The following is a 6,417-nucleotide window of genomic DNA, read 5'->3' as shown; positions in this document are numbered from 1 at the left end:
GCTTGCCCGCGATGGGTTCAACCCGCTGTTACTGGATATCTTCCGGCTTGACGATCACCCAGTTCTTGTCCGCCGTCACCGGCAGCCCTTCCTTGGCCTGGGCCGCGGCATGCTTGGCCATCATGCCGTTGATCTGGGCCATGTACTTGTCCTTGCGGTTGACCCACAGGTGGATGCCGCCCTTGGCCACGTCGACACCATGGAACAGCATGTAGCCGTCGCTGGTCGGGGTGTCGCCACCCACCAGCACCGGTTTTTTCCACTCGTCGATGTAAGTCAGGATCGCTGCGTGCTTGCCGGCCATCCAGGTCGCCGGGGTCCACAGGTAAGGGGTCAGTTCCAGGCCGAGGTTGGCCTTCTCGTCATATTTGCCGGCGGTGATCTGCTTGCGCGCGGTGGTCAGCTCGCCGGTCTTGCGGTCCTTGAGCAGGGTGGTCACGCCGATGACGTTCTGCGGCTTGACGTTGTAGCCGTACTTCGGATCGGACGCGACCATGCGCACCAGTTCCTCGGAGGCGGCGGTCATCACGTAGACCTCGATGCCGTTCTCCATCAGCTTGTTGTACAGCTCTTTCTGGCCGGTGAAGATCTTCGGCGGATTGATCTCGGTGTTCTTGACCACGTCGCCTTCGAAATAAGTGGCCGGCACCGGTTTGCCCGAGGCCATCAGCTCGTCGACATAACCCTTGAGTTCCTTGAGGGTGAAGCCGGAGAACACCTGCGCCACCCAGGGGTAGCAGACCATGTCGTCGATTTCACAGAGGCGGTAGTAGTAGCTGAACAGGCTTTCCTTGTGCTCGGCGGTGTCCTTGAACGGCATCAGCTTCAGGGAGGGGTCGAGGGTCTCGCGGGTGATCAGGCCCTTGTTCTCCATGAACGGCAGCAGCGACTCTTCCAGGTCGTAGCGGTAACTGGTGTTGTCCATGTCGAACACCGCGTAGTTACCCTTGTTGGCGTTGGCCGCGATCATCGCGTCCAGTTGCTTGGCCTGTTCCGCGGGCCAGTGCTTCAAGTCGGTGGCGAGAACCTGGCCGGCAAGGCCCAGGCAGAGTGCGGCAACCAGAAATTTCGGAGTGAGTTTCATCGGCGTTTTCTCCCTGATTTAAAGAGATCGACGCTAACAAATCGCTGTGACAATCCTCGCCTGTGGGCGACCGCCCGCGTCCTGATTCCGCCACCGGCATGTGCCTGAGCGTCAGCGGCTTATTCCAAAAACGACAGTCTCAATGCGTTTTTGATATTAATTCATTAGATATCAAGCTGTTAGGCTTGCCGGTTCGCAATCGCAGCCACAAGCGATTGGCACAAGTCTTATGGAGCCTCAATGAACCTGCCGCTGATCCTCAATCTGCTGGTGTTCCTCGCCTTGCTGCTGGGCCTGGCACAAACCCGTCACACCACCTGGAGCCTGGCCAAGAAGGTCCTGCTGGCGCTGGTGCTGGGCGTGGTCTTCGGTGTTGCCCTGCACAGCCTCTACGGTGCCGGCAACCCCATCCTGAAAACCTCCATCGGCTGGTTCGACCTGGTGGGCAACGGTTACGTGCAGCTGCTGCAGATGATCGTGATCCCGCTGGTGTTCGCCTCGATCCTCAGTGCCGTGGCGCGCCTGCACAACGCCTCGTCCCTGGGCAAAATCAGCTTCCTGACCATCGGCACCCTGCTGTTCACCACCGCCATCGCCGCGGTGATCGGCATCGCCCTGACCAACCTGTTCGGCCTGACCGCCGAAGGGCTGGTGGCCGGTACCCAGGAAATGGCTCGCCTGCAGGTGATCCAGAGCGATTACGCGGGCAAGGTCGCCGACCTGAATATCCCGCAGTTGCTGCTGTCCTTCATTCCGCAGAACCCCTTCGCCGACCTGGCCCGGGCCAAGCCGACCTCGATCATCAGCGTGGTGATCTTCGCCGCCTTCCTCGGTATCGCCGCCCTGCAACTGCTCAAGGACGACGCCGACAAGGGCCAGAAAGTGGTCAACGCCATCGACACCCTGCAAGCCTGGGTCACCCGCCTGGTACGCCTGGTGATGAAGCTGACCCCTTACGGCGTGCTGGCGCTGATGACCAAGGTGGTCGCCAGCTCCAACCTGCAGGACATCATCAAGCTCGGCAGTTTCGTGGTGGTGTCCTACATCGGCCTGGGCCTGATGTTCGTGGTTCACGGCCTGCTGGTGTCGCTGGCCGGGATCAACCCGCTGCGCTTCTTCCGCAAGGTCTGGCCGGTGCTGACCTTTGCCTTCACCAGTCGCTCCAGCGCCGCGACCATCCCGCTGAGCATCGAGGCGCAGACCAGCCGCCTGGGCATTCCGCAGTCCATCGCCAGCTTCGCCGCCTCGTTCGGCGCGACCATCGGGCAGAACGGCTGCGCCGGCCTGTACCCGGCGATGCTGGCGGTGATGGTGGCCCCGACCGTCGGCATCAACCCGCTGGACCCGCTGTGGATCGCGACCCTGGTGGCGATAGTGACCTTGAGTTCGGCCGGTGTGGCCGGGGTGGGCGGTGGCGCGACCTTCGCCGCGCTGATCGTGCTGCCGGCCATGGGCTTGCCGGTGTCCCTGGTGGCGCTGCTGATTTCCGTGGAGCCGCTGATCGACATGGGCCGTACCGCACTGAACGTCAGCGGTTCGATGACCGCCGGTGCGATCACCAGCCAGATCATGCAGCAGACCGATAAAGAAAAGCTCGATGCCGATGAGCATGCGGAGCTGGCGCAGGCCTGATTCCAGCCCCGTTCCGGGTTCACGCCCGGAACGGGGCTGCCACCTGTAGCCGCTGCCGAGCCTGCGAGGCTGCGATCGACTGCGAAGCAGTCGTAAAACCAGACAACCTGTTTTTCCTGAAACACCGCGCGCTCAGGTTTTGCGAGGACTTCGTCCTCGATCGCAGCCTCGCGAGCTCGGCAGCGGCTACAGGGCTACGGGGTTAAACCCTTTCCCAGACTTCGAAGCTGTAGGCCGGCTTGTCGCCTTCCGCCGGGTTCGGCACGTCAGACACCAGTTTCCACTGCTGCTGATCGAACTCCGGGAACCACGCATCCCCTTCCGGGCTCAACGCCACGCGTGTCAGGTACAGGCGATCGGCCTGCTCCAGGCCCTGGGCATACAGCTGCGCCCCGCCAATCAGCATCAGCTCGGTAACGCCCTGCTCCAGCGCCCATTCCTCGGCACGCGCCACCGCGGCTTCCAGCGATGGGTACACCTCGGCGCCTTCGAGCCGCAGGTCGGCCTGGCGACTGACCACGATATTCAGCCGCCCCGGCAGCGGACGCCCCAGCGAATCCCAGGTCTTGCGACCCATGATGATCGGCTTGCCCAGGGTGGTGGCCTTGAAGTATTTGAAATCCCCCGGCAAGTGCCAGGGCATGCTGTTGTCGACGCCGATCACGCGGTTTTCACCGAGGGCCGCGATCAGGCTGAGAGGGAGAGATTTTTTCATGCCGGCGAGGATACCAGAGGCTCGGTGCCCCGCAACGTACCCCGATCGGCGCGACAGCGGTTATGCTCACCCCTCATTTGAGCAACGGAATGACGTGTGACAGCACTGACCCCACTGGAAAAACTCTGGCTCACCGAAGCCGTACGCCTGCGTGAAGAACACGCCGGCGCCCTGGAGGACCAGGAAGCCAATCGCCTGGCGCGCACCGCTGGCGGCGATCTGGCGAGCCGCCTCCAATACCGCGCGCTGTGGCTGGCCGAACGCGACGGCCTGGCCGCTGCCCTGCGCCACTGGGTCCAGGGTGCGCGCCTGGCGCTGATGCTGCTGGCGCTGCTGGCCATCGTCAGCGGCGCCGGCCTGGCCTTCGCCGCCCTGGGCAACGGGCAGGCGCCGGTCAATGTGTTCTGGGCCCTGGGCAGCCTGCTCGGTCTCAACCTGCTCCTGTTGCTGAGCTGGGCCCTGGGCCTGCTGTTCGCCGGCGAACAGGGCGCCAGCCTCGGCCGCCTGTGGCTGTGGCTCAGCGCCAAGCTCGCCCGCGACGCCAAGGCCGCGCAGCTGGCGCCCGCCCTGCTGCTGTTGCTGCAACGGCGCAAACTCAATCGCTGGGCCATCGGCACCCTGGTCAACGGCTTGTGGCTGCTGGCCCTGCTCAGCGCCACGGCAATCCTGCTGATGCTGCTGATCACCAAGCGCTACGGGTTCTACTGGGAAAGCACCCTGCTCGGCGCGGATGCCTTCGTGGCGATGACCAACGCCCTCGCCGCCATACCCCGTGCCATAGGTTTTGGCGTACCGACCGTAGAGATGATTCACGCCAGCACCCGGGATGTTTACAACACCGAACTGGTGCGCCAGATGTGGGCCGTCTGGCTGGTGGCCTCGCTGATCATTTACGGCGTGCTGCCGCGCCTGCTGTTGATGCTGTTCTGTCGCTGGCGCTGGAAGCACGGGCAGGCGCGCCTGCAACTGGACCTCAACCTCCCCGGCTACAGCCAGCTGCGCGAAGCGTTGATGCCCAGCAGCGAACGCCTGGGGATCAACGATGCCGCCCCCGACTTGCTGCACCGTATCGAAGGCGGCGTCAGCGCGCAGGACAGCGATGGCGCCCTGCTGGTGGCCATCGAACTGGACGACCAGCGCCCCTGGCCACCGCAATTGCCGGCCACGGTGAAAGACGCCGGCATCCTCGACAGCCGCGAATCCCGGCACAAGCTGCTGGAACAGATGAGCCGCTTTCCGCCGGCGCGCCTGGCCATCGCCTGCGATCCACGGCGCTCGCCGGACCGTGGCAGCCTGGCGCTGATCGCCGAGCTGGCCCGCAGCGCCACTGCCACCCGGGTCTGGCTGCTGCAGGCGCCACCGGGCCAGGCGCTGGACGCCGAACGCCTGGGTGACTGGCAGGTGGCCCTGCAACAACTGGAGCTGCCGTTCGCCGATTGCGTGCCGCTGAACTGGCTGGAGACCGGGCATGACTGATCCTCGCAAACCGCCGTTGAAGCTGGCGGTAGTCGGCCACACCAACGTCGGCAAGACCTCCCTGCTGCGCACCCTGACCCGGGACGTCGGCTTCGGCGAGGTCTCCCATCGCCCCAGCACCACCCGCCATGTCGAGGGCGCGCGGCTGTCGGTGGACGGCGAACCGCTGCTCGACCTGTACGACACCCCCGGCCTGGAAGACGCCATCGCCCTGCTCGATTACCTGGAACGCCTGGAGCACCCCGGCGAGCGCCTGGACGGCCCGGCCCGCCTGGTGCGGTTTCTCGAAGGCAGCGAGGCGCGCCAGCGTTTCGAACAGGAAGCCAAGGTGCTGCGCCAGCTGCTGGACTCCGACGCCGGGCTGTATGTAATCGACGCCCGCGAGCCGGTACTGGCCAAGTACCGCGACGAACTGGAAGTCCTCGCCAGTTGCGGCAAGCCGCTGCTGCCGGTGCTGAATTTCGTCAGCAGCGCCGACCATCGCGAGCCGGACTGGCGCGAAGCCCTGGCCCGCCTGGGCCTGCACGCGCTGGTGCGGTTCGACAGCGTGGCGCCGCCGGAGGACGGCGAGCGGCGGCTGTATGAAAGCCTGGCGTTGCTCCTGGAAAGCTCGCGGCCGCAGCTGGAACGCCTGATCGCCGACCAGCAGGCGCAACGCGCGGCTCGCCAGCAAAGCGCCGCGCGGCTGATCGCCGAACTGCTGATCGATTGCGCCGCCTGCCGGCGCAGCGTGGTCAGCGAGGTCGAGCAGGAACAGCAGGCCATCGGCGAACTGCGCAAGGCCGTGCGCCAGCGCGAACAACGCTGCGTCGAGGCGTTGCTCAAGCTCTACGCCTTCCGCCCGCAGGATGCCGCCGCCAGCGATGTGCCGCTGCTCGACGGGCGTTGGGGCGATGACCTGTTCAACCCGGAAACCCTCAAGCAGCTGGGCGTGCGGGTCGGTGGCGGGATCGCCGCCGGCGCGGCGGCCGGGGCCGGCGTCGACCTGCTGGTGGGCGGCCTGACCCTGGGCGCGGCGGCCCTGGCCGGGGCGATCGCCGGCGGCGCGCTGCAAACCGCCCGCAGCTACGGCGGCCGCCTGCTGGGCAAGCTCAAGGGCCAGCGCGAGCTGACCGTGGACGACAGCGTGCTGCGCCTGCTGGCCCTGCGCCAACGGCAACTGGTGCAGGCGCTGAATGTGCGCGGTCATGCGGCGCTGGGCAGCATCCAGCTGGCCACGCCCCAGGACCAGAGCTGGCGCGAGGGCAAGCTGCCGGAGGCACTGAACAAGGCCCGCGCCCATCCGCAGTGGTCATCCCTCAACCCGGCGCCGCGGCTGAGCCAGGCCGAGCGCCAGGAGCAGATCGAGGTGTTGGCGCAGAAGCTGGTGGTCGGGGATTAGGTTAGCGCCGTTCTAACGGACGCCATCGCGGGCAAGCCTCGCTCCTACAGACGGCACTGATCCTGTAGGCGTTGCGGTTGTCCGCCACGTTCATCCAGCCGTTGACGCCGCCGCCCTCGTTGAAGTCCG

Annotated in this window: 5 protein-coding genes; 3 read left to right on the top strand and 2 right to left on the bottom strand. The window is 65.7% G+C overall.

The features are described from left to right. Positions 1-28 precede the first annotated feature (28 nt). Complete coding sequence (locus PVZ80_RS30295) at positions 29-1,084, bottom strand: phosphorylcholine phosphatase (protein WP_053270140.1); 1,056 nt, start codon at positions 1,082-1,084, stop codon at positions 29-31. A gap of 240 nt (positions 1,085-1,324) precedes the next feature. On the opposite strand from PVZ80_RS30295, the gene PVZ80_RS30290 reads away from it, so the two are divergent. Continuing rightward, positions 1,325-2,716, top strand: a complete 1,392-nt coding sequence (locus PVZ80_RS30290; protein ID WP_016704825.1) for an L-cystine transporter — start codon at positions 1,325-1,327, stop codon at positions 2,714-2,716. A 202-nt stretch (positions 2,717-2,918) separates the two neighbouring features. On the opposite strand, the gene PVZ80_RS30285 is transcribed toward PVZ80_RS30290, so the two are convergent. Beyond that, positions 2,919-3,431 (bottom strand): dihydrofolate reductase, encoded by a 513-nt coding sequence (locus PVZ80_RS30285; RefSeq protein WP_009046056.1) that lies wholly within the window; start codon positions 3,429-3,431, stop codon positions 2,919-2,921. Between the two features lie 96 nt (positions 3,432-3,527). Here PVZ80_RS30285 and PVZ80_RS30280 point away from each other — a divergent pair, with 96 nt between their 5' ends. Together PVZ80_RS30280 and PVZ80_RS30275 are read left to right on the top strand one after the other, a co-directional pair. Continuing rightward, positions 3,528-4,907, top strand: a complete 1,380-nt coding sequence (locus PVZ80_RS30280; protein WP_009051341.1) for a DUF2868 domain-containing protein — start codon at positions 3,528-3,530, stop codon at positions 4,905-4,907. Continuing rightward, entirely contained in the window at positions 4,900-6,288 is a 1,389-nt protein-coding gene (locus PVZ80_RS30275) for a GTPase/DUF3482 domain-containing protein (protein ID WP_273864945.1), read from the top strand. Before PVZ80_RS30280 ends, PVZ80_RS30275 begins: the two co-directional genes overlap by 8 nt. The last annotated feature ends 129 nt before the right edge of the window (positions 6,289-6,417 follow it).

Source organism: Pseudomonas sp. B3G-3, from assembly GCF_028640915.1.
GTDB lineage: Bacteria > Pseudomonadota > Gammaproteobacteria > Pseudomonadales > Pseudomonadaceae > Aquipseudomonas > Aquipseudomonas chlororaphis_I.
The sequence above is the reverse complement of the archived record's forward strand: the minus strand, read 5'-3'. Positions and strand labels throughout refer to the sequence as shown.